The 21614-nt window shown below is 68.8% G+C and carries 15 protein-coding genes; 4 read left to right on the top strand and 11 right to left on the bottom strand.

Going from position 1 to position 21614, the window contains the following annotated elements; all coding sequences use genetic code 11:
• The first annotated feature begins 1 nt into the window (after position 1).
• Both AC5P9C_RS17785 and AC5P9C_RS17780 read left to right on the top strand, forming a co-directional pair.
• Positions 2-520, top strand: a complete 519-nt coding sequence (locus tag AC5P9C_RS17785) for a hypothetical protein (protein WP_103283082.1) — start codon at positions 2-4, stop codon at positions 518-520.
• A 39-nt stretch (positions 521-559) separates the two neighbouring features.
• The gene (locus AC5P9C_RS17780) at positions 560-1234 is read left to right on the top strand and encodes a hypothetical protein (RefSeq protein WP_074725827.1); all 675 of its coding nucleotides are present in this window, start codon (positions 560-562) and stop codon (positions 1232-1234) included.
• Positions 1235-1344: 110 nt separating this feature from the next.
• Here the strand turns inward: AC5P9C_RS17780 and AC5P9C_RS17775 are convergent, their stop codons facing one another.
• From AC5P9C_RS17775 to AC5P9C_RS17735, 9 genes are read right to left on the bottom strand one after another with little or no spacing between them, the layout of a single operon-like run.
• Entirely contained in the window at positions 1345-3153 is a 1809-nt protein-coding gene (locus AC5P9C_RS17775) for an amino acid adenylation domain-containing protein (RefSeq protein WP_343540928.1), read from the bottom strand.
• On the bottom strand, positions 3150-5318 hold the full coding sequence (locus AC5P9C_RS17770) for a hypothetical protein (protein ID WP_343540930.1): 2169 nt from the start codon (positions 5316-5318) through the stop codon (positions 3150-3152). Before AC5P9C_RS17770 ends, AC5P9C_RS17775 begins: the two co-directional genes overlap by 4 nt.
• Positions 5315-6436, bottom strand: coding sequence for a BatA domain-containing protein (locus tag AC5P9C_RS17765; RefSeq protein WP_343540932.1), 1122 nt, complete (start codon positions 6434-6436; stop codon positions 5315-5317). Before AC5P9C_RS17765 ends, AC5P9C_RS17770 begins: the two co-directional genes overlap by 4 nt.
• On the bottom strand, positions 6433-7329 hold the full coding sequence (locus AC5P9C_RS17760; protein ID WP_329854045.1) for a DUF58 domain-containing protein: 897 nt from the start codon (positions 7327-7329) through the stop codon (positions 6433-6435). The genes AC5P9C_RS17765 and AC5P9C_RS17760 overlap by 4 nt, the downstream gene beginning before the upstream one ends.
• Before the next feature lie 7 nt (positions 7330-7336).
• Entirely contained in the window at positions 7337-8320 is a 984-nt protein-coding gene (locus AC5P9C_RS17755) for an AAA family ATPase (RefSeq protein WP_150828295.1), read from the bottom strand.
• A gap of 16 nt (positions 8321-8336) precedes the next feature.
• A complete protein-coding gene (locus AC5P9C_RS17750) occupies positions 8337-9044 on the bottom strand; it encodes a DUF4159 domain-containing protein (protein ID WP_343540935.1) in 708 nt (235 codons plus the stop codon).
• Positions 9044-10378 carry a TldD/PmbA family protein gene (locus tag AC5P9C_RS17745; protein WP_049470455.1) on the bottom strand — a complete coding sequence of 445 codons (1335 nt, stop codon included), beginning with the start codon at positions 10376-10378 and terminating at the stop codon, positions 9044-9046. Before AC5P9C_RS17745 ends, AC5P9C_RS17750 begins: the two co-directional genes overlap by 1 nt.
• A 21-nt stretch (positions 10379-10399) precedes the next feature.
• Positions 10400-12034 carry a TldD/PmbA family protein gene (locus AC5P9C_RS17740; protein WP_057493705.1) on the bottom strand — a complete coding sequence of 545 codons (1635 nt, stop codon included), beginning with the start codon at positions 12032-12034 and terminating at the stop codon, positions 10400-10402.
• A 30-nt stretch (positions 12035-12064) separates the two neighbouring features.
• Positions 12065-13696, bottom strand: coding sequence for a TldD/PmbA family protein (locus AC5P9C_RS17735; RefSeq protein WP_343540937.1), 1632 nt, complete (start codon positions 13694-13696; stop codon positions 12065-12067).
• 757 nt (positions 13697-14453) lie between these two features.
• Here AC5P9C_RS17735 and AC5P9C_RS17730 point away from each other — a divergent pair.
• A complete protein-coding gene (locus AC5P9C_RS17730) occupies positions 14454-15068 on the top strand; it encodes a DUF938 domain-containing protein (protein WP_057493703.1) in 615 nt (204 codons plus the stop codon).
• A gap of 83 nt (positions 15069-15151) precedes the next feature.
• Here AC5P9C_RS17730 and AC5P9C_RS17725 read toward each other — a convergent pair whose 3' ends face one another.
• The gene (locus AC5P9C_RS17725) at positions 15152-18838 is read right to left on the bottom strand and encodes an indolepyruvate ferredoxin oxidoreductase family protein (protein ID WP_164688650.1); all 3687 of its coding nucleotides are present in this window, start codon (positions 18836-18838) and stop codon (positions 15152-15154) included.
• A gap of 169 nt (positions 18839-19007) precedes the next feature.
• Here AC5P9C_RS17725 and AC5P9C_RS17720 point away from each other — a divergent pair, with 169 nt between their 5' ends.
• Complete coding sequence (locus AC5P9C_RS17720; RefSeq protein WP_053461809.1) at positions 19008-19643, top strand: tetratricopeptide repeat protein; 636 nt, start codon at positions 19008-19010, stop codon at positions 19641-19643.
• Between the two features lie 387 nt (positions 19644-20030).
• On the opposite strand, the gene AC5P9C_RS17715 is transcribed toward AC5P9C_RS17720, so the two are convergent.
• Positions 20031-21515 carry an AAA family ATPase gene (locus AC5P9C_RS17715; RefSeq protein WP_049466262.1) on the bottom strand — a complete coding sequence of 495 codons (1485 nt, stop codon included), beginning with the start codon at positions 21513-21515 and terminating at the stop codon, positions 20031-20033.
• Positions 21516-21614: the final 99 nt, after the last annotated feature.

Below are 21614 nucleotides of genomic sequence, written 5' to 3'. Positions count from 1 at the left end.
GATGGCTGTGGCACGACGTGGAACGCAGGGAGCACTCCTGGTCAGCCTGTTGCTGGCGGGTCTCGCGCAGGCGCAGCAGGCCGCGCCGATAGCGGGGCCTGACCCAGCGCCCACTCCCCCGGTGGATGCGCCGGCTGCAGGCACCGCGTCCCTCCCCGCCGCTCCATCGCAGGACAACGTCACCACCCTCGGCGAAGTGCGAGCGCTCAAGCCCGACGACGAGCCGCTGGACCTGTATCGCTTCAAGAACCCGGTAAAGTTCGGCGACAACCGCTTCAGCCGCGACTGGAGCGAACCGCCGTCGCCGGAGCAGGTCAGCATGGGCGGCGGCTACATCATGATGGGCGTGGTCAAGGGCGTGCTGGCGGCGGCCAAGGGGATCAACAAGCTCACCGGCGGGCCGGACCAGATCCAGGCGGCCGTTGCACGGCCTCCGCCGGAGCTCAGTGCCGAACAGCAGCAGCGTGCGCTGCGCTTTTCCCAGCAGCAGGATGGGGGCGAGGCGCCGCCGGTGAAGTAGGCCGGTTATCCTGCGGGTTCCTCAATCGGTAGCGCTGCCATGTTCCTGCGTTCGTTCTGCCTGCTGGCTGCATTGCTGCCGGCGTCCGCCTTCGCTGACGGCATCGCCGGTGGGGGCGCCTGCCGCAATGGCGCATTTCCGTCCGAACAGGGCCAGTTTGCGCTGGCACGCGTGGTCGATACGCCACGCCTGTACCTGCTCGGCGACATGGACGGCTGCCCGGCGAAGGGCGAACCCGCCTGCCGCCAGCGCGGCTATGTGATCAACGGCGATACGGTGGTGACCGGTCGCGACCTGGGCCGTTACCGCTGCGCGTTCTTCCCGAACAAGGTGGGCGGCAGTGCGGGCTGGGTGGACCGCAGCAAGCTGCAGCCGCTGCCGGTGGTTGTGCCGGCGCTGAAGGACTGGGCGGGGCACTGGAAAGACGGCGACAACGGCCTGCGCATCACCGTGCAGGGCGGGCAGCTGCATGTGGAAGGCGACGCCTACTGGCCCTCCGCCAACCCCACGCCGGAGCAGCGTCCGTATGGGCCGAACATGGGCCAGGTGGAAGCGCGCGCGACGCCGCGTGGTGCCGATGTGGAATTCGTTGAAGACACCTGCAAGGTGCGGGTGCATTCGCTGGGTGAGGTGCTGATCGTGGCCGACAACAGCGAATGCGGCGGCATGAACGTGCGCTTCAACGGCGTGTACCGGCGCGCGGCGAAGCACTGAAGGACGCATGACGGAGGGAGCTGGTAGATCCACGCCATGCGTGGATGCTGTGTGCGATCCAGTCGGTGGGTTCAGAGCCCTTTCGCCAGCGAAAGGGATCCGAGCCCGGGTCAGCGCCGCCGCTCCAGCCACCACAGCAGCGATGCGCACAGCACAAAACCCAGCCACCCGGGCCAGCGTGAGCCCGGCACCGGCGACATGAGCGTCGTATTCGCCGACGTACGTGAGGCCAACGCCTGCGTGGTGGCCTCGATCATCGCCTGCCGGTGCAGTGCGGGCGCGTCCTTCGGGTCGAATGCGTAGCGCCAGACCGTAGTCTCACCGTGCCGCAGGCGCTGCCAGCCCGCCTCACGCGGCCACCAGCCCGCGCAACGCAGGTCTGACGTGGTGCGGTCGACGATCAGCGGCACACCGCCGCCGCGTGCGTTGAAGGCCTGCAGCGGTGCCTGCACGCCGCACAGCGCCTGCCGTTCGCCGGCCCAGCTGATCGGCTGTGGCGACCACAGCGCATCGGCGCTGCCTTGCGCACGCGCCAGCGTGGCAACCACGCCGCTCCACAGCTCGCCGTGGCGGTCGTCGCGGCCGGCCAGCACCCAGCGCCAGGTGTCGGTCAGTGGCAGCAGGCCGATGCGGCCCCTGCCGGCAGCGCGCCAGCCGCCGACCGCCCTGCCGGTGCGATCGTGCAGCAGCGCGGTGCTGCCCGGCGCCTGCAGCGCCAGTGCTTCCAGCGTGGGCAGGGCGGCGCTGTGCGAACTGCGGTCCGCCTCTTCGCCGTAGCCGGTCGGCAGCGTACCTGCGGCGAGCGGGCCACGTCGCGCCGCGAGCACCGCGCTGTCGCCGTCGCCGGGAAGTTCGAGCGCGTGGCTGCTGCCATCGCCCTGCACCGGCAGCCCCAGTTCGCGCAGGCGCAGGCGCATGCTCGCCGAAGCCGTGCCGCCACTGCGCACCAGTACACCCAGTCCCTCGCGCAGGGCCTGGCGCACGGTGGCCAGCTGGGCTGTGCTCAACGCGGCCAGGCTGCGCTCGTCCAGCACCAGCAGGTCGATGCGTGCCAGTGATTCCGCATCGAGCGGCAATGCACCGTCGCCGACGCTTACCCCGGCGCCGACATCGGCCTGCACCTGCACGTGGATGCCGGCATCGGCCGCCCATCGCCGCAGGTACTTCAATTCTGGTCCCGGCGCACCGGCGCGCACCCGCAGGCGCAGCGGCGCGGCCGGCAGGGTCTGCTGCGGCACCGGCACGCTGTCCACCCCATGGCCGTCGGCATCAAGCAGGCGCAGCTGGAACACGCTGCGGCCTTCAGCGCGGGCAACGCCGCTCAGCTGCACCTGACCATCTGCTGCAACATCGCGGCGGTCGACGACGCTGCCGGCCGGGTCGAGCAGCTCCGCCTTCGCCCGGGCAACGCCGCGTGCCTGCGCCCGTACCTCGAAGCGCGCACCGGGCGCGACGTCGGCCGGTGGTCGCAGCGCGATCCAACCGCGTGCTGGTGGCGCCGGCTGCCAGCGCACGTCCGCTGGCAGCGCGGTGTCCTGATCGCGCGCAGCCAGGCCGGCACCGACCAGGGTGAGCGTGGAGGCCGGGTGCAGGCGCAGCGCGGTGGCCAGATCGGGGACGCGCTGGGCGCCGGGCACATCGGCCGCTTCCGGCAACAGCAGCAGCGGGCCTTCGCTGGCCGGCAGTGCGCCGGCCTTGCCGGCATCGATTCCGAGCACGACCAGACCGCTGGCGGGTTGCTGGCGGGTGGGCGGCACCAGGCAGACGTACAGCAGCGCGGCGGCGATGATCTGCAGCGCGATCACCCACCACCGGCTGCCTGGGGACGCGGTGCTGCCACGCAGCTGGCGCACGCTGGCGATGACCACGATCAGGGCCAGTGCTAGCGCGATCCACAGATTCAGGCCGGCGGTGTTCATGGCTGCGCCTCCAGCGCATCGAGGTAGCGCTGGCCCATCGCATCAGCGGCACTGCGCCGCATCGCCTGCGGCAGTGGACGCTGCAGCGCCCGCCACAGCTGCGCGCGCAGGCGCTGGCGGCAATCGCTGCAACTGGGCTCGATGCGCAGTTGTTCGATGGCGGCGGCCAGATCGAGTGCATCGGGCAGGTAGGGAGCGTTGCGCTGCTGCCAGGCCGCGAGCGCGTCGAGATCCGGTGCGCCGTTGTCATCACCAAGGCGCTGCCAGGCTTCGACGATGGCCGGATCCGGTGGGGTGCGCGCGGCCAACGGCAGCTCACGGCTGGCCAGCCCGGCGCGGTCACCGCCCAGGCGTCGGCCTTCATCGATCGGCGGCAGCTCCGGCCCGACCCGGGCCAGATAGATGCGTTCGGCCTGCTGCACCTGCTTGATGAAACCCAGGGCCTTGTAGGCGAACGGCAGCGCCTGCTGCGGGCGCCCCTGGCGCAGCTCGCCTTCGGCCGACCACATCTGGTCCAGCGCGGCCTTCAGGGTGGCGCGGGTCTGCGGATCGAGCAGCGTCGCCGCCTCGGCGTGGTCATGGGTGTGTCCGTATTCGGAGAGCACGTTGGTATCGCTGCCGAACACCGGTGGCGTATCGGCATTGGCCGGCTTGCCGCCGTGATCGTGGCCATGCGCGTCGTGCGCTCCGGCACCGGCGCCATGGTCGTGATCGTGATCGTCGTCGTGGCTGTCCGCGGTCGGCGCATCGCTGGTGGGCAGGTCGCTGGTCGGCGGCGGCTTCGGTGCGCCTTCGCTTTCTTCGCCCAGGAACTGGCCATAGCGCAGGCGCAGGATGCGCTGGTCGACGCCGATCGCATCGCTGCGCTTCACGAAGTCGTCGGCGGCAAGGGTGCGCCGCTGCCGGATCAGCGCTTCGGCATCGATGATGATCTGCCGCTGGCTGCGGAAGTAGGCCGGCAGGGTCTTCTTGATCCGTCCTTCCAGCTCGGCACCGAGCGCGACGTCGGCGCTGGGCAGGCGCAGGATCACACTGCTGCTGCGCCCGGTCTGCGGCGTCGGCGCGTGGTTGTCGCGTACCTCCAGCTGGGCGATGACATCGCTGCCGGGTTGCGCGCCCAGCGCGGCCAGGTCGAGGGTATGCGCGAAACGCCGTGCGGTCGCTTCGCCGCTGCCGATGAGGCCGACACTGCGGCGAACGAAGGTGATGTTCTCGCCGCTGCCCTGCGTGACGGTGATCGACAGCGTTGCCTGCGTGGCCACGGCGTAGTCATCGCTGGCCTCGAAGCGCAGCGACCACTGGCGTTGCCCGGGCGTGCCCGGAACCAGGGTCGCGGCGGGCTCCAGCACGCGTACGCTGGGCGCGCGGTCAGCGACCACATCCAGCCGGTGCAGGCGGGCTTCGGCCAGTGCGGGTTCGCTCACCACGCGGTACAGCACCGGCGTGCGCGCCACGTCCTCCGCCTGCCACTGTCCATCCCGCTGGCTCAGCGGCAGCCGCCGGCCGTCGTGGAACTGCAACCATGCCTTGTCCGGCGCGCGATCGAAGCGCAGCGACCACGACAGCGTGCTGTCGGCGGCGACCTTGGCATCCAGCGTGCTCTGGGTAAGCGTGGCCTGGCCGGTATAGGCCGGCGCATCGATGCGCAGGCGGGCGGACTGCAGGTGCAGCGGGCCTGCGGCCGCCGTGCTGCCAGGCGCCGATGTGCGCGCCGGTGCGGGGCCGGGGCTGGAAGGTGGCCAGCCGAATGCCAGCGCAACGATGGCCAGGCCCGCGACCCAGTTCAGGGCCAACGCCCTGCGCGGCCAGCGCGGACGCAGGTCCGGCATTGCGCGCTCCAGCGTGGCAAGTACATGCGTGCGCTGGCGCTGTTGCAGTGGATTGAGCGTAGCGCCATCGGCGAACAGCAGGTCGGCACTGTCCTCGCTGCTACCGCTGCCGTCGAGCTGGCGCTGCAACCACTGCCGGTCCAACTGGCGGGAACGCGCCGTGGCGAGCGCTGCGCAGGCGAGCAGGCTGACCGTGCCGACCACGCAGGCGCTATCGAAGCCGGCCAGGCGCAGGGCCAGCATCGTGGCGGCCAGCGCCCATGGCAGGCCCAGCAGCAGGGTGATGAGCGCCCGGCGGCGGCGCGCGCGTTGCCAGGCGCGTTGCAGGGTGTTCATGCGGCCACCCTGCGCCGGCGGCTGCTGGCCATCCAGCGCTCCAGCGCGAACAGCAGCACGATGGCGAGCAGCAGCCAAGGCGTCGGCTCGCGCAGCGGTGGTGTTGCAGCAGGCAATGCGGCCCGGTGCGGTGCCTGGTCACGTGCATCGCCGAGGCGCGGCGAAGGGGGCGCTTGCAGCGCCAGCAGCAGGGCACGCGGCACCTGTGGATCGCGCAAGGCAGCGTTGCCCGAGGCATCCCAGTCGCCGGGCAGAGACAGCAGGACCCCGTGGCCGACGCGTTGCTGCCACAGCAGGGGGGCACCCTCGGTATCGCGCAGGACGATGCGGGCGTCGGCAGCAGGCTTGCCGGCAGTCATCACCCGGCCACCGGCGCGCAGCCATGCCTGCCAATCCGCCGGCAGTGCGTCGCTGCGGCTCCAGACGCCGATCTCGCCGCGTTCGGGCAGGGTATCGGCCAACAGAGGCGCGAGCGGCGCCTGCATGCCCCACGCGCGCTGCAGTGCATTCAACCAGTGCTGGGCGGTGGCGGACGCTCCGTCGTGCGCGCGCAGCCGCGGAATGGCCACGGCCGTCCGGGAAGGAGTGACCGGCATCGGCTGCGGGTGCCATTGCACGTCGCGTGACAGTTGCAGGCGGGTGCCATCCAGGCCGGGCAAGGGGTCGGGAACATGCACGGTCAACGGGGTGCCCGCAGGCAGCTGCGCGTCCAGCTCACGCAGCAGGCTGGGCAGCGACGCACGGGATGCACCGGGCGCCTGATCGATGGTGGGGAAGCCGGGGGCCAGCCAATGCCAGTTGCCCTCGTCGGCGGTGCCGCGCAGCGCCGCAGCATCCAACCCCGGGGCCACGACCGTCCACGCTGTGGGGGCTGGCGCAGGCCCGGTCAACGCAGGTCGTGCCAGCAGTACTGCCAGCGCGGCCAGCAACAGCAGGCGCACCAGCAGCAACGGCCAGTCATCGAAGCGGATGCGCTGGCGCGGCCGGATCTGAGCGCGCAGCCAGCGCAGCGCGGCGAAATCCAGTGGCGTGTACGGATGGCGGCGGGCCAGGTGGATCAGCAGCGGCAGCAACCCTGCAGCGAGCGCGGCCAGGCCCAACGGGAACAGCAGGGTCATGCGCCGCCCCCGCGGCCGAACAGTGCCTGCAGTGGCTGGTCCAGCGGCTGGTCGAGCCAGCCGGTGGCACGGGCGATGCCGCTGGCCTGCAGGCGCGCCTGCAAGGCGCTGCGCGCCTCAGCGAAGCGCTGCAGGTAGTCGGCGCGGATCGCCGCGCCGTCACCCAGCAGTTCCTCGCCGGTTTCCGGGTCGCGGAAGCGATGGCCGGCATCGAACGGGAAGTCGCGCTCGTCGGCGGTGAGGATCTGCAGCAGTGCCACTTCGCGGCGGGCGCTGGCCAGCTGTTCCAGCAGCACGATGCCGGCCTCGTCGAAGCCATCACCAATCGCCAGCAGCAGGTCGCCCGGGCGCACCCGCTCCCACAGCGGACGCAGTCGATCGGCCGCAGGCCAGCCGCCGCGCGCCTGCAGGGCATGCAGTTGCAGGTGCACGCGATCACGCTGGCGTGCGCCGTTTGCGGCGGGTACCAGTTGCAACCCATCGCCATTGATTGCCAGCAGGCCGAAACGGTCGCCCTGCTGCAGGGCCAGTTCAACCACGCAGACGGCCACGCCGCGCATGTGGTCCAGTCGCGTGCGCTGCGGTGCCGCGCGGTCGGCCTGGCCGGCCGAGGCGGTGGCATCAAGCAGCAGCCAGACCGTGATCGGGCTTTCGCGTTCGGACTCGCGCACGAAGAAGCGGTCCGAGCGGGCATACAGCTTCCAGTCGATCTGGCGCAGTTCGTCACCGGGCTCGTAGGCCCGGTACTGGGCGAATTCGAGCCCGGCACCACGGCTGCGGCTGGCGTGCTGGCCGATGCCACTGGCGCCGCTGGCCAGGCGTGGCCGCAGCCGCAGCAGGCGCAGGCGCGCACGCAGTTCCGGCGGCAACGTCAGGGCGGCAGCTGCGTTCACGCGTGGCTCAATCCGGGAACGGCACGGCCTGCAGCAGCGCGGCGACCACGTCGTCGGCACGCTTCTGCTCGGCCTCGGCGGCAAAGGACAGCAGCAGGCGATGGCGCATCACCGGTGCGGCCAGTGCCTGCACATCCTCGCGGGTGGCGGCGAAGCGGCCCTGCAGCAGTGCGCGCGCTTTGGCCGCGAGCACCAGCGACTGTCCCGCGCGCGGACCGGCGCCCCACTTGACCCACTGGTTGATCGCCGCCGGTGCGCCTTCGCCGGGCCGGCTGGCGCGCACCAGCCGGGTGATCCAGGCCAGCACGTCGGGGCTGACATGCACCTGCCGCACGGCCGCCTGCAGGGCGATCACCGCCTCGGCATCCATCACCTTCGGCACCGCGTCGGTGGTGCCACCGGTGGTCTGTTCCAGGATCCGCCGCTCCTCGTCCTCGCTGGGGTAATCGACCAGCACGTGCAGCAGGAAGCGGTCCAGCTGCGCTTCCGGCAGCGGGTAGGTGCCGGCCTGCTCGATCGGGTTCTGCGTGGCCAGCACGAAGAACGGCGCGGGCAGCGCGTAGGTGGTACCGGCGTAGCTGACCGTGCGTTCCTGCATCGCTTCCAGCAGAGCGGCCTGGGTCTTGGGCGGGGTGCGGTTGAGCTCGTCGGCCAGCAGCAGGTGGGTGAAGATCGGGCCCTGCTGGAAGCGGAAATGGCGATGGCCGGTGCCGTGGTCTTCTTCCAGCAGCTCGGTGCCGAGGATGTCGCTGGGCATCAGGTCCGGGGTGAACTGCACGCGCCGGAACTGCAGCTCCAGTGCCTGGCCCAGTGAGCGCACCAGCAGGGTCTTGCCGAGCCCGGGCGCACCTTCCAGCAGGCAGTGGCCGCCGGCCAGCAGGCCGATCAGCAGCTGCTCGACCACGGTGTGCTGGCCCACCACCGCGCGTGCGAGCGCGGCGCGCAGTGCATCCAGGCGCGGCAACAGGGAATCGAGGTCGGGGGAGGTCATGGGCGTGCAGGTCCTGTCAATGGTTCAACGCGTACATCACGATGTTGACGCCGAAGCGGGTGTTGTCCTCGGCCAGGAAGCGCTTGTTGCGCCAGTCGTAGTCCCACTCGCAGCCGTAGTCCTTGTTGCTGTAGAGCAGGCCCAGGCGTCCGTCGACCTCGATGCCCTTCAGGTAGTCGTGCACCAGGTCGTCGCCCCAGCCGTTGAGCTCAAAGCTGGTGGCAGGCGGGCCCTCCGGGAAGTGGAAGAAGCTGCGGTACAGCGCGTGGCTGTTGGGCAGCTTCTGCAGTGCCTTCGGTCCGAACAGGCGACCCATCTGTGCTTCGAACGACGTGGCGAACAGGCCATCGATGTCATGGTTGCAGTCGTCGACGAAGACGAAGCCGCCATTGCGCACGTAGCGCACGAAGTTCTGCCGTTCGGCGGCGTTGAATTCCACCAGCGTGTGCCCGGCCAGGTAGCAGAACGGCGCCTCCAGCATGCGCGGGTCGGCAAGCGCCACCACGTGTTCCTGCGGGTCCACGCGCAGCGCGGTGTAGTCGATCAGCGAGGTGATCAGGTTGGACGGCATGCGCGCGTCGACGTCCCAGTCACCGGAGTCGTACTGTAGGCGGGTGAACCAGAAGTCGTAGCGCGAACTGCGCGGGCCTGCCTGCGCCCAGGCCGGCAACGCCGCCGCCGAAGCGGCAGCGGCCAACCAGCGCAGGCAGGCCCGGCGATCCATCAGACCGCGTCGGACAGCGAGGTGAAGGTGAAATCGCGCAGCTTCATCGGCGGGATCATCATCACGAAGCTCGATTCATCACCGGCCACGCGCACCGGCTTGCCCAGCTCCTCGATGTTGTTGAGCATGATCACCGGCGACTCGTTGAAGCGGAAGTTCTTCACCGGGTACTTGATCTGGCCGTTCTCGATGTAGAAGGTGCCGTCGCGGGTCAGGCCGGTCAGCAGCACGGTCTGCGGATCGACCATGCGGATGTACCAGGTACGGGTGACCAGGATGCCCTTCTGGGTGCCACGCACCAGTTCGGCGGTGCTCTTGTCGCCGCCGCTCATCAGCAGGTTGCCCGGCGAGGCCTTGGCGGTCTTGCCCTGCTTCTGCGCCCAGAAGCGCGAGTAGTCCAGGTTGGCGATCCTGCCGTTCTCGATGATCGCCATGCGCTCGCGCGGCAGGCCCTCGTTGTCCCAAGGCAGCACCGGCGCCTCCGGATGCCACGGGTCGGCGATCATGGTCACGCGCGGGTCGTAGACCTGCTCGCCCAGCTTGTTGCCACCGCCCTTCTTCGACAGGAAGCTGCGGCCTTCATCGGCCGAGCGTGCACTGAAGAAGTTCATCATGAAGCTGATCAGGCCCGCCGCTGCGGCCGGCTCCAGGATCACCGTGTACTTGCCCGGTTCCAGCGCCTTGGCTTCGGCCGATTCGGTGGCCTTGCGCATGGCGATGCGGATGTCCTGGTCGGCCTTGAAGTCGGCGGCGTCCTTCAGGTTGCGGCCCACCCAGCCCGAACCACGGCCATCCTCGGTGCGCACGGTGCAGGTGTAATTGAAGTTGGTGGTGCGCTGGTAGGCGAAGTTGCCGTTGCTGTTGGCGGTGGCCTGGAAACCCTGGCCGTCTTCGAGGAAGCCGGCGGCGATCAGGCCATGGCCACGGCACGGCGCGATTGAATCTGCGGCAACCTTGGCACGGAAGGCCGGATCGATCGCGGCAGTGGATTCGCTGAAGGTGGGGCTGGCGCGGTAGCTCTGCTTGCCAATGGCCGGCATGAACTCCGGGTTCTCCGGGGCCAGGCGGGCCAGGTCTTCGGCACGGCGCACCACGCGTTCCAGCGCGGCATCGTCGAACTCGTTGATCGAGGCCGTGCCGACGCGCTTGCCGAACGCAACGGTGACCGCCAGTTCGGTGTTGTCGACGATGCCGCTGGTGGAAACGTTGTTCAATGCGAAACGGATGTTGCCGTCGATCGCGCCGGCCAGCACGGCGGTGCATTCGTCGGCCTTGGACAGGGCGATGACCTTGTCGAGGATGGCCTTGGCCTGGGCTTCGGTGAAGATACTCATGGTGTAAGGGCTCCTGACCGGTCAGCCGAGGCTGCGTGCGGTGTTGATGACGTTGATGCCGTTGAAGCGCGCGGTGGACGAACCGTGCGAGACCGCCGAGACTTGGCCCGGCTGGCCCTTGCCGTCGAAGAACGAACCGCCCAGGCGGTAGTCGCGCTCGTCGGCCACGGCGGTGCAGGCGTTCCAGAACTCCGGCGTGCGGATCTGGTAGGCCACGTCTTCCAGCATGCGGGTGATCTGGCCGTTCTTGATCTCGTAGAACAGCTGGCCACCGAACTGCGCGTTGTAGCGCTGCTGGTCGATCGAGAACGAACCATCACCGATGATGTAGATGCCGTTCTCCACGTCCTTGATCAGGTCCGGCACGCTCAGCGGCTTCTTGCCCGGTGCCATCGACACGTTGGCCATGCGCTGGAACTGCACGCTGGACCACGAGTCGGCATAGCAGCAGCCGTCGGACTCGGTCTTGCCGAGGATGTGGGCCTGGTCGCGGATGGTCTGGTAGTCCACCAGCTTGCCGTTGCTGATCAGGTCCCAGCGCTTGCACTTCACGCCTTCATCGTCGTACGCCACCGCGCCGAGGCTGCCCGGCTGGGTCTTGTCGGCGAAGATGTTGACCAGCTCGCTGCCGTACTGGAAATGCTGTTCGCGCTTGTCCAGCGTGGCGAAGCTGGTACCGGCGTAGTTGGCTTCGTAGCCGAGCACGCGGTCCAGTTCCAGCGGGTGGCCGATCGATTCGTGGATGGTCAGCCAGGTGTGCGACGGGTCGAGCACCAGGTCGTACTTGCCCGGCTTCACCGACGGTGCCTTCAGCTTTTCCTGCGCCTGCCGGGCAGCGGCGATGGCATCTTCCTTCATGTCGTAGGAAGAACTGTAGTTGACCACGCCATTGGGGCTGACCACCTTGCCGGCGGCGGCGCCGTCCAGGTACTCGTAGCCCAGGCCCATCGGCGAGGACAGGCCCGAACGGGTGCGGAACTTGCCGCTGGCCTTGTCGATGGCGGTGACCGTCATCGGCGCCCAGATGCGGTGCACGTCCTGGTCGATGTAGGAACCATCGGTGGAAGCGAAGTACTTCTGCTCGTTGACCAGGAACAGCATCGAATTGACGAAGCTGGCGCCAGCGCCCATTGCGGCGGCGTTGACGTCCAGCAGCAGCCCGACCTTGTCCTTGATCGGCACCTCCATCGCATTCTTGCGGATCGGCGTGCGCCAGCTGACTTCACCCACGCCCGGCGCCTTGGCCAGCTGCACCGGCGCGGTCTGCACGCCGGCATTGGCCTTGGCGATCGCCGCGGCCTGCTGCGCGGCCCGGGCCACATCGGCGGTACCCAGCGCGTTGGTGGCGGCAAAACCCCAGGCACCGTTGACGATCACGCGGATGCCCACGCCGGTGGACTCGGTGTTCACCACGTTCTGCACCTTGTCCTCGCGGGTGATCACGAACTGCCGCAGGTAGCGGCCGATGCGCACGTCGCAGTAGGTGGCACCGGCGCTGCGCGCCGCCTGCAGCGCAGCGTCGGCCAGGCGCTTCTTCAGCGCCGGGTCGAGGCTGGATTGCAGCTGCTCGGCGGCGATCACCTTGCCGAAGAAGGAGGGCACGATCAGCCCGCCCGCGGTAAGCCCGGTCAGGGCCAGGAAGTCACGTCTTTGCAAGGCTGCTCTCCATGTCGAAGGATGGGTGGCTCAAGCGCCGAGACTGCGCGCGGTGTTGATGATGTTGATGCCGTTGAAGCGGGTGGTGGACGAACCGTGCGAGACCGCTGAGACCTGGCCGGGCTGGCCCTTGCCATCGAAGAACGAACCGCCCAGGCGGAAATCCCGCTCGTCGCAGATCGCGGTGCAGGCATTCCAGAATTCCGGCGTGCGGATCTGGTAGGCCGCGTCCTCGACCATGCCGGCGATCTTTCCGTCCTTGATCTGGTAGTACAGCTGGCCGCCGAACTGCGCGTTGTAGCGCTGCTGGTCGATCGAATACGACCCGCGGCCATGGATGTAGATGCCGTTCTCCACGTTCTTGATCATGTCCTCGACGCTGAGCGGCTGTTTGCCCGGCGCCAGCGAGACATTGGCCATGCGCTGGAACTGCACGCTGGACCAGGAATCGGCATAGCTGCAGCCGTGCGAGGCATCGCGGCCGAGGATGTGGGCTTCATCGCGGGTGGCCTGGTAATCGACCAGGATGCCGTCGCGCACCAGGTCCCAGCGCTGGGTCTTGACGCCCTCGTCGTCGTAGCCGACCGCACCGAGGCTGCCCGGCTGGGTCTTGTCGGCGAAGAAGGTGACGATGTCGCTGCCCCAGCGGAAGCCGGCGTCGCGCTTGTCCAGCGTAGCGAAGCTGGTGCCGGCGTAGTTGGCTTCGTAGCCGAGCACGCGGTCCAGCTCCAGTGGGTGGCCGACGTTCTCGTGGATGGTCAGGAACAGGTTGGACGGGTCCAGCACCAGGTCGTACTTGCCGGGCTTCACCGACGGCGCCTTCAGTTTCTCGCGCGCGTGGCGCGCGGCCGCAATGGCATCCTCGACCGGGTCGTAGGAATCGCGGTAGGCGGTGATGCCACCGGGCAGCTGCACCTTGCCGCGCGCATCGCCATCGAGGAACTCGTAGCCCATGCCCATCGGCGAGGACAGCCCGGCGCGGGTGCGGAACTTGCCGCTGGCCTTGTCGATGGCGGTGGCGGTGAACGGCAACCAGATGCGGTGGATGTCCTGGTCGATGAACGAACCGTCGCTGGAGGCGAAGTATTTCTGTTCGTTGACCAGGAACAGGGTGGAATTGATGTAGTCGGCGCCCGCATTCAGCGCGGCCGCATTGAGTGCCAGCAGCAGCTCGACCTTGTCCTGGATCGGCACCGCCATCGCGTTCCTGCGGATCGGGGTCTGCCAGCGCACCTCCCCGACCGGCGGCGTCGGCGCCAGCTGCACCGGCCGGGTCTGGATGCTTGCGTTGGCGCGGGCGATCGCGGCGGCCTGCTCCACCGCCGCGCGGACCGCGGCCTCGGTCTGCTGGTGGGTGGCGGCGAAGCCCCAGGCCCCGTTGACGATCACCCGCACGCCCACGCCGGACGATTCGCGGTTGGTCACATTGCCGACCTGGTGCTCGCGGGTGATGACCGACTGGTTGAGGTAGCGGCCGATGCGCACGTCGCAGTAGCTGGCCTTGGCCGTGCGTGCGGTCGCCAGCGCAACGTCCGCCAGGCGCCGGCGCTGGAGGGGGTCGACCGGGGCGAGCAGTTGCTCGGCGGCGATGGCACGGGAATGCGGCAGCAGCAGGCCCGCCAGGCCCAGACCGGAAAAAGCCAGGAACTCACGTCGTTGCACAGCGTTTCTCTCTCTCGCTTGCGTGCGGTTGGCAACGGGCCGGACCGATCACGTCAACTCCTCGACTTTCGCCAGCGCGGCGCCACCGGGCAAGTGACTGCAGTCATGGTTGGGAGGGTTTCGGCAGGGCTGCGCCCTGCACCTGCTCAATGCAGCGGCAAAGGCAACGGCCAAAGCCAGAGCGGCATTCCGTGGGATGGCGGGGCGGTGTGGGTGGGCAGGACACGCCGTAAACCCCCAGACCGGCCCAGCCGCTGGCGGCTGTGCGTTCGGGCGCTTGCGAAGCAGTGCTTCGCAAGCAAAGCGCCCTCACCCCTGGGGGCTCGATGGCGCCATCCATGGCGCCAACGGTCCTGCCCACCCACACCGCCCCGCCTCTGACAGATTTCCTCGGCTGTTGGTAGGTGTCGACCTTGGTCGACACATCTGTCAGATATCGAAATGGAACCGGGGTCAGATCCGTTTTCCTGCGGAAAACGGATCTGACCCCATGATGTCCCGACAGATCGCAGAAAACTGTCGAAGGCGGGGTGGGTCCGGTTGCGGGGGCGTGAGCGCCATGGATGGCGCGACCGAGCCTACAGGGACGTATTTACGGCGTCCCCCGCAATCGGACCCACCCCGCCAACCCACAGGAAGTCCGCTTTTGACGTTGCTTCGGCCTTTGCCGTTGCTCCTGCGGGTGCAGGGCTGCAAGCCCTGCCGAGCAACCCCCCCTCGTGCACAATGGGGCCGACCCCGCCTGGACACCGTCCTGATGTCGAGCAAGCCGTATTCAGCAGCCTGCGAGCGCAACCGCGAACCCATCGCCGCCGCGCTCGACCCGTGGATGGGCGACCGTCATCGGCTGCTGGAAATCGGCAGTGGCACCGGCCAGCACGCGGCGTTCTTCGCCGAGCGCTGGCCGTGGCTGCGCTGGCAGCCCACCGACCATCCGGACCATCTGCCCGGCATCGAGGCCTGGCGCGCGGAAGCGGCGCTGCTGAACCTGCTGCCGCCGGTGGCACTGCAGGTGGAGCTGCCGCCGGCGAACGGCCTGAGCCTGCCGGAAGGCAGCATGTTCGACGCCGCATTCAGCGCCAACACCCTGCACATCATGAGCTGGGCGCATGTGCAGGCACTGTTCGCCGCGCTGCCTGCGGTACTGCGCCACGGCGCGCTGCTGGCGGTGTATGGCCCGTTCAACTACGGCGGTCGCTACACCAGCGACAGCAACGCGCAGTTTGACGCCTGGCTGAAGGCGCGCGATCCGCGCAGCGGCATCCGCGACAGCGAGGCGGTGCAGGCGCTGGCGGCCGACAACGGATTCACCCGGCTGGGGGATGTCGCGATGCCGGCCAACAACCGGTTGCTGCTGTGGCGGCTGGGCTGAACCGCCGGTAGTGCCCGCCGCTGGCCGGCACCGATTGCCAGGATGGATGCCGGCCAGCGGCCGGCATTACCTGTTCCGCGGCCTTACGCCACCTGCACGATGTGCAGCGCCTTCGGGTTGCGCCACTGAGCCAGCAGAACCGCTTCGCGCGCCTTGGCCTGTTCGAAATGCGCTTCCTTGACGTGGCCGAAGCCGCGGATGTGCTCGGGAATGCTGGCGATCTCCACCGCCAGTGCCAGGCGATCATCGTCCAGGCCATCCAGCAGCACCTGCACGGTGGCCTCGTAGTCGGTGATCAGCGTGCGTTCCATGCGGCGCTCGGCCGTGCGGCCGAACACATCGAAGCGACCGCCACGCAGGAACTTCAACCTGGCCAGCAGGCCGAAGGCCTTGAACATCCACGGCCCGTATTCCTTCTTCAACAGCCGGCCCTGCTCGTCCTTCTTCGCAAACAGCGGCGGTGCCAGGTGGAAGCGCAGCTGGTAGTCACCCTCGAACTGCTGCTGCAGGCGGCGCTGGAAGTCGCCGCTGGTGTACAGGCGGGCCACCTCGTACTCGTCCTTGTACGCCATCAGCTTGAACAGATAGCGGGCCACGGTCTCGGTCAGCGCGGTGGAACCGCCGATGCGCTCGGCTTCGGCGCGGCGCACGCGCTCGACCAGGCTGCGGTAGCGGTTGGCGTAGGCCGCATCCTGGTACTCGACCAGGAACGCCGCGCGGCGCTCGATCATTTCATCCAGCGAGCGCGACAAGCGCGCGTCGTCCAGCGGCAGGAACGCCACGTCCCCGCCGTGCGCAGGCAGGCCACGCAGTTCGCGTTCGTCACCGGTGTTGCGCGGTGCCGCGGTCGCACCCCATTCATTGCCTTCCCACTCGCCCGGCGGCAGCGGATGCAGCGGGCCCGGGGTGGACTCGGTATCGGTGTGGCGGTTGCGCACCAGGCCGGCGGCCTGCTGCACCGCCTGCGGGTCGACCACGGCCAGGCGGCCCCAGGCAAAGGCCTGCTGGTTCATCGCCACGGCGGCACCGTTGAGTTCGATGGCGCGCATCAGCGATTCGAACGACAGCGGCACCAGGCCCTGCTGCCACGCGTAGCCGAGGATGAACAGGTTGGCGGCGATGGCATCGCCCAGCAGGGCGGTGGCCAGCTGGGTGGCATCCAGCAGCAGCGGCTCCTGGCCGCCCAAGGCCACGCGCACGCCGGCGATGATGTCGGCGGCCGGGAACTGCATGTCCGGGCGCGTGGTGAAGGTACCGGGCATGGCTTCGTAGGTGTTCAGCACGACCTGCGAACGGCCGGCACGCACCTTCGACAATGCCCAGTAGTCGTTCACCACCACCATGTCGCAGCCCAGCACCAGGTCGGCCTCACCGGCGGCGATGCGCACGGCGTGGATGTCGTCCGGGCGGCGTGCAATGCGGATGTGCGTGGTCACCGCACCGCCCTTCTGCGCCAGGCCGGTCTGGTCGAGCACGGTCGCGCCCTTGCCTTCCAGGTGGCCGGCCATGCCCAGCAGCGCACCGATGGTTACCACGCCGGTACCGCCGACGCCGGTGATCAGGATGTTCCAGGGCTGTTCCAGCGTGCCGCGGATGGTTGGTGCCGGCAGATTGTCCAGCAGGGTGGAGGCATCGCGCTTGCTGCCCTTGCGCGGCTGGCCGCCGTGCACGGTGACGAAGCTCGGGCAGAACCCGTTCACGCAGGAATAGTCCTTGTTGCAGTTGGACTGGTCGATCTCGCGCTTGCGCCCGAACTCGGTTTCCTTCGGCAGCACCGACACGCAGAAGCTCTTCTTGCCGCAGTCGCCGCAACCTTCGCAGACCAGCGAGTTGATCATCACCCGCTTCTGCGGATCTTCCAGCTTGCCGCGCTTGCGGCGACGGCGCTTCTCGGTGGCACAGGTCTGTTCGTAGATCAGGATCGAAACACCCTTCACCTCGCGCAGGCGCTTCTGCACCTCATCCAGTTCGCTGCGGTCGTGGAACTCGACATCGCTGGGGAAGTGCTCGCGCTGGGCGGTCCACTTGCCGATGTTGTCCGACAGCACCACGATGGTGTGGATGCCTTCGGCGCGCATCTGCCTGGCGATGTCCGGCACGCTCAGCGGGCCGTCCACCGGCTGGCCGCCGGTCATCGCCACGGCATCGTTGTAGAGGATCTTGTAAGTGATGTTGACGCCGGCGGCGACCGCCTGCCGGATCGCCAGCGAACCACTGTGGAAGTAGGTGCCGTCGCCGAGGTTCTGGAACACGTGGGGGGTATCGGTGAACGGCGCCTGCCCGGCCCAGGTCACGCCTTCGCCGCCCATGTGGGTGAAGGTATCGGTGCTGCGGTCCATCCAGGTCACCATGTAATGGCAACCGATGCCGGCCAGCGCACGCGAGCCTTCCGGCACGTTGGTGGACGTGTTGTGCGGGCAGCCCGAGCAGTAATGCGGCACGCGCGGGAAGCTGGCGCGCGGCAACGCCAGCTCGGCTTCCTTCTCCTGCATCCACTGCAGGCGCTGCTCGATCGACGCGTTGTTGAAGAACTTCTGGATGCGGCGGCCGATCACGCCGGCGATGGTGGCCGGGGTCAGTTCACCGGTGGACGGCAGGATCCATTCGCCGCTCTCGTCGTACTTGCCGACGATGGACGGGCGCTGGCCCCAGCTGGCCGGCCAGTTGAAGAACTGTTCCTTCATCTGGCGCTCGATGAAGGCACGCTTCTCCTCCACCACGATGATGTCTTCCAGGCCCTGCGCGAAGCGCGCGATGCCCTGCGGCTCCAGCGGCCAGGTCATGCCGACCTTGTACACGCGGATGCCGATGTCGGCGCACGCGGCTTCGTCCAGGCCCAGGTATTCCAGCGCCTGCAGCACGTCCAGGTAGCTCTTGCCGGTGGTGACGATGCCCAGCCGCGCGCGCGGCGCATCCATCACCACCCTGTCGATGCCGTTGGCGCGGGCGAACGCCTGTGCCGCCTTCACCGCATAGCGGTGCAGGCGCATTTCCTGGTCCAGCGGCGGGTCCGGCCAGCGGATGTTGAGGCCGCCCGAGGGCATTTCGAAGTCTTCCGGCAGCACGATGCGGCGCGCCATCGGGTCGACCTCGACCGAGGCCGATGATTCCACGGTCTCGGCGATGGTCTTGAAGCCGACCCAGCGCCCGGTGTAGCGGCTCATCGCCCAGCCCAGCAGGCCCATGTCCAGGATGTCCTGCACGCCGGCCGGGTTCAGCACCGGCATCATCGCGCTGACGAACTCGTCCTCGCTGCCATGTGGCAGGGTCGAACTACGGCAGGCATGGTCATCGGCGGCCAGCGCCAGCACGCCGCCGTAGCGCGAGGTGCCGGCGGCATTGGCGTGCTTGAACACGTCGCCGCAGCGGTCCACGCCCGGACCCTTGCCGTACCACATGCCAAACACGCCCTGCACGTTGGCGCCGGGGAACAGGTTGGTCTGCTGGGTGCCCCACACCATGGTGGCGCCCAGGTCCTCGTTCAGGCCCGGGGTGAACTTCACCCGGGCGGCTTCCAGGTGCTTGCGCGCCCGCCACAGCTCCAGATCGAAGCCGCCCAGCGGGCTGCCGCGGTAGCCGCTGACGAAGCCGGCACTGTCGATGCCTTCGGCGGCATCGCGCAGGCGCTGCATCAAGGGCAGCCGTACCAGCGCCTGTACGCCACTCAGGTAGATCCGCCCCTCGTTGCGGGTGTACTTGTGGTCGAGCGTGTAGTCACGGTCGATCAGGTCGGCGGAAGAGGGCGAAGTGAGTTGCGCGGTACTGGTCATGGCTGGCCCGGTAGGATCGGCTGGCACCGGCCGCGTGCGGGCACGCGGCGGGAAAGGCGCGAATTGTAGCAGCGAGGCTCCGGCCGCCCCGGCACTCGCGCCCGCAGCCATGCTGCGGTTAGGATCGGGGAGAGAGAGGGAGGCTGCAGTTGCGGTCTGGGGAGATGGGATGTCAGTTGCAGGAAAGATCCTGGTCAGCGTGCTGCTGGTCTCGGGAACGGCCCCGGTGTGGGCCGCGCCGGTCGTGCCGGCACCACAGGAGTTCTACTTCGACAGCGATGCGGCCGCCGCGCCGATGGTCGTGGTCCAGGCCGAAGGTGATGCGCTGGTGGCGCAGCTGCTGAAACAGCGCGAACGCGGCCGGCGTACGGTCGAAGCCACCGTCCAGCTGGCGTCGGTGGCCATCGCCCAGGGCCGCACCGAACTGGGGGAACAGCTGTATCGCGAGGCACTGAAGGATGCGCCGGTGCAGGGCAGCCTGGGCCGCGGCGTGCGCTGGAATTACGGCTGGGACCTGCTGCGCCAGGGCAAGGCCGAGGCCGCCCTGGAGCAATGGCAGGCCGCCGCCGGTGGTTCACTGAGCAAGCCGGCCTGGTTGCCGCCCACCTATGCGCTGGCGTTGTGGCGGGCCGGGCAGAAACAGGAGGCGGTGCAGTGGTATGCCGCGGCGGTGCGCACCGAGCCGGCGCAATGGAGCGACAGCAGCCGCTATGCGCAGTTGCTGCCGTTGTGGCGTGACGACGAGCGCGCCTCGCTGGCGGAAGTGCAGCAGGCGTGGGCGGCTGCCCCGCCGGCCTGGCCCTGAGGGTAGGGGGCGGCCGGGTTGCACCCGGCACCCGCAGAGGCAAGGGCTGGAGCCAAAGCCAAAGCCAAAGCCAAAGCGGGTTTCCTGAGGGATGGGGCGGGGCACTGTGGGTTTGCGGGGCCGCCGTAAACCCATCCATGGGGGCTTGGTCGCCGCATCCATGCGGCTCACACCCCGCAAACCCACAGTACCCCGCCTCCGACAGGTTCCTGCGGCTGTTGGTAGGTGTCGACCTTGGTCGGCACGGTCGATCCACGCCATGCGTGGATGCGATCTGCCCGGGATAGAAATCGAACTGGGGTCAGATCCGTTTTCCAGAGGAAAACGGATCTGACCCCATGCGCTCAAGAGCGGCCAGCCAAGCGCTTTTGTTTTTGCGCTTCCACTTCAATCGTCCGCGGAAACCGTCCGCCCCGACGCCCATGCCCGCAGGGCCTCGACCTGCTCGGCCATCAGCACCGACAACGGTCGGGTCGCGCGGATCTCGTTCATCAGCAGCTCGGTGTCCAGCGGCCGGCCTTCCGCATGCGCTGCATACAGCCCGGCCACGATCGCCTGCTCGATCTCCGCGCCGGAGAAGCCATTCGCCGCCGCCGCCAGCGCCGGCAGCGCGAAGTCGTCGCCATTGAGCTGGCGCCGGCCCAGGTGCAGCCGCAGCAGCTCCACACGCACCTCAGGCGTGGGCAGGTCGACGAAGAAGATCTCGTCGAAACGGCCCTTGCGCAGCAGCTCGGCCGGCAGCTCGTGCACCTGGTTGGCAGTGGCGACGATGAACACCGGCGCCTTGCGCTCGGCCATCCAGGTCAGCAGGTAACCGAGCACGCGGCGCGACACGCCGCCGTCCTCACCACCGCTGGCCAGGCCCTTCTCGATCTCGTCCATCCACAACACGCAGGGCGCCAGCTGCTCGGCCGAGGCCAAGGCCTGGCGCAGGTTGGCCTCGGTCTCGCCGTGGTACTTGTTATAGAGCGCGCCCACGTCCAGGCGCAGCAGCGGGACGCCGAAGCCGGCGGCCGTGGCCTTGGCCAGCATTGATTTGCCGCAGCCCTGCACGCCCAGCAGCAGCATGCCGCGCGGCGGGTCCAGGCCGGCCGGTGCCGAACCGGCGATGAAGGCCACCCGGCGCTGGTTGATCCAGCGCTTGAGCCGGTTGGCGCCGGCCACGTCACCGAAGCGCGCGCTGTCATGCTCGAAGAACAGGTGGCCGCTGCGGTTGAGCAGCTCGAACTTCAGCCGCGCCAGCTGCGGCAGGTCGTCATCGCGCAGCGCACCGTCGGCGTAGATCAACTGGCGTGCGATGCGGCGGGCATCGACCAGGCTCAGGCCCTGCAGGTTCTTCAGGATCTTCTTCACTGCCTCGCTGTCGACCTCGACGCGGCGGCCGCCGTGCTCGCGGGCGTAGGCGTCGGCCTCTTCGCGCAGCATCTTCAGCAGCGCGTTGGCATCGGGCAGTCGCGGGTTGAAGCGCACCGCCAGCGCTTCCAGCTCGGCCGGCAGTTCGACCTTGGCGCCGATCAGCACCAGCACATGCGGTTCGCTGTGGCGGCGCTGGATCAGGTCGCGCAGGGCGCGCTGGTGGCTGGCATAGCCCAGGTAGGGGTGAAAATCGAGCAGCAGGTAGACGCCACGCTGGTCGGCCTGGCGGATCATCTGCAACGCAGCGCTGGCATCGGGGGGGCCGACCGCCGCGTCTTCGCGGTCCAGGTCGATGCGGCGCAGGCCCTCGGTGATGGACCAGCGGTGCAGGGCCCGCCACACATGCATCAGCGTCTGCCGGAACAGCTCGACGATGCGACCCTCGTCCTGGGTCTCGATCACGATCAGGGGGGTGTTGGCGCGGATCAGTGCGCTCAGGTCCTGCAGTTCGCTCATGGCGGTTCGATCCTTCGGGGGCGCCACGATAGCAAAGGCGATGGCCACCGGTTCAGCACGGTGCTACCTCCCGTCACCACCGCCGGTGTACGCTCGGGG

The sequence above is a fragment of the Stenotrophomonas sp. YJH_SMC_10 genome (assembly GCF_059371555.1).
Note: the sequence above shows the minus strand (reverse complement) of the source record. Positions and strands in the feature narration are given on the sequence as shown.

Bases quoted from the DNA above. Each gene is read 5' to 3' on its own strand.
- AC5P9C_RS17745 (WP_049470455.1), bottom strand. From the start codon at position 10,378: ATGAGTATCTTCACCGAAGCCCAGGCCAAGGCCATCCTCGACAAGGTC.
- AC5P9C_RS17730 (WP_057493703.1), top strand. From the start codon at position 14,454: ATGTCGAGCAAGCCGTATTCAGCAGCCTGCGAGCGCAACCGCGAACCC.
- AC5P9C_RS17780 (WP_074725827.1), top strand. From the start codon at position 560: ATGTTCCTGCGTTCGTTCTGCCTGCTGGCTGCATTGCTGCCGGCGTCC.
- AC5P9C_RS17765 (WP_343540932.1), bottom strand. From the start codon at position 6,436: ATGACCCTGCTGTTCCCGTTGGGCCTGGCCGCGCTCGCTGCAGGGTTG.
- AC5P9C_RS17750 (WP_343540935.1), bottom strand. From the start codon at position 9,044: ATGGATCGCCGGGCCTGCCTGCGCTGGTTGGCCGCTGCCGCTTCGGCG.
- AC5P9C_RS17725 (WP_164688650.1), bottom strand. From the start codon at position 18,838: ATGACCAGTACCGCGCAACTCACTTCGCCCTCTTCCGCCGACCTGATC.
- AC5P9C_RS17755 (WP_150828295.1), bottom strand. From the start codon at position 8,320: ATGACCTCCCCCGACCTCGATTCCCTGTTGCCGCGCCTGGATGCACTG.
- AC5P9C_RS17715 (WP_049466262.1), bottom strand. From the start codon at position 21,515: ATGAGCGAACTGCAGGACCTGAGCGCACTGATCCGCGCCAACACCCCC.
- AC5P9C_RS17720 (WP_053461809.1), top strand. From the start codon at position 19,008: ATGTCAGTTGCAGGAAAGATCCTGGTCAGCGTGCTGCTGGTCTCGGGA.
- AC5P9C_RS17770 (WP_343540930.1), bottom strand. From the start codon at position 5,318: ATGAACACCCTGCAACGCGCCTGGCAACGCGCGCGCCGCCGCCGGGCG.
- AC5P9C_RS17775 (WP_343540928.1), bottom strand. From the start codon at position 3,153: ATGAACACCGCCGGCCTGAATCTGTGGATCGCGCTAGCACTGGCCCTG.
- AC5P9C_RS17785 (WP_103283082.1), top strand. From the start codon at position 2: ATGGCTGTGGCACGACGTGGAACGCAGGGAGCACTCCTGGTCAGCCTG.